1 protein-coding gene is annotated in these 266 nt (G+C 43.2%); it reads left to right on the forward strand.

Annotated features, from left to right (window positions below):
* Nucleotides 1–24: 24 nt before the first annotated feature.
* The coding region (locus R0J92_RS23595; protein WP_411053462.1) for a distal tail protein Dit at nt 25–266 on the forward strand (242 nt) is incomplete at its 3' end.

The following is a 266-nucleotide window of genomic DNA, read 5'->3' on the forward strand; positions in this document are numbered from 1 at the left end:
GGTAGGGGTGTTGTGGGTCGAGAGGTGAAAATTGACACGATAGGGAACCGCCCAGGCGGTTTTCTTCGTGTTACTAGATTACCTGTTAGAGTGATAACCCTAGAAGTGCTATTTGCATTCAGTAGTGAAAGTGAATTGAAGAAAAAACAGGAGGAATTGAACTATATTCTTCACACAGATGAAGAAAAGCCGCTTGTTTTTTTCGATGAGCCAGACAGGACATATAACGCTATATTCGAGAGTCTGACAGAGGGTGAGACAAAGGG

Source organism: Tritonibacter sp. SIMBA_163, assembly GCF_046535935.1.
In the GTDB taxonomy this organism is placed as follows: domain Bacteria; phylum Pseudomonadota; class Alphaproteobacteria; order Rhodobacterales; family Rhodobacteraceae; genus Epibacterium; species Epibacterium scottomollicae.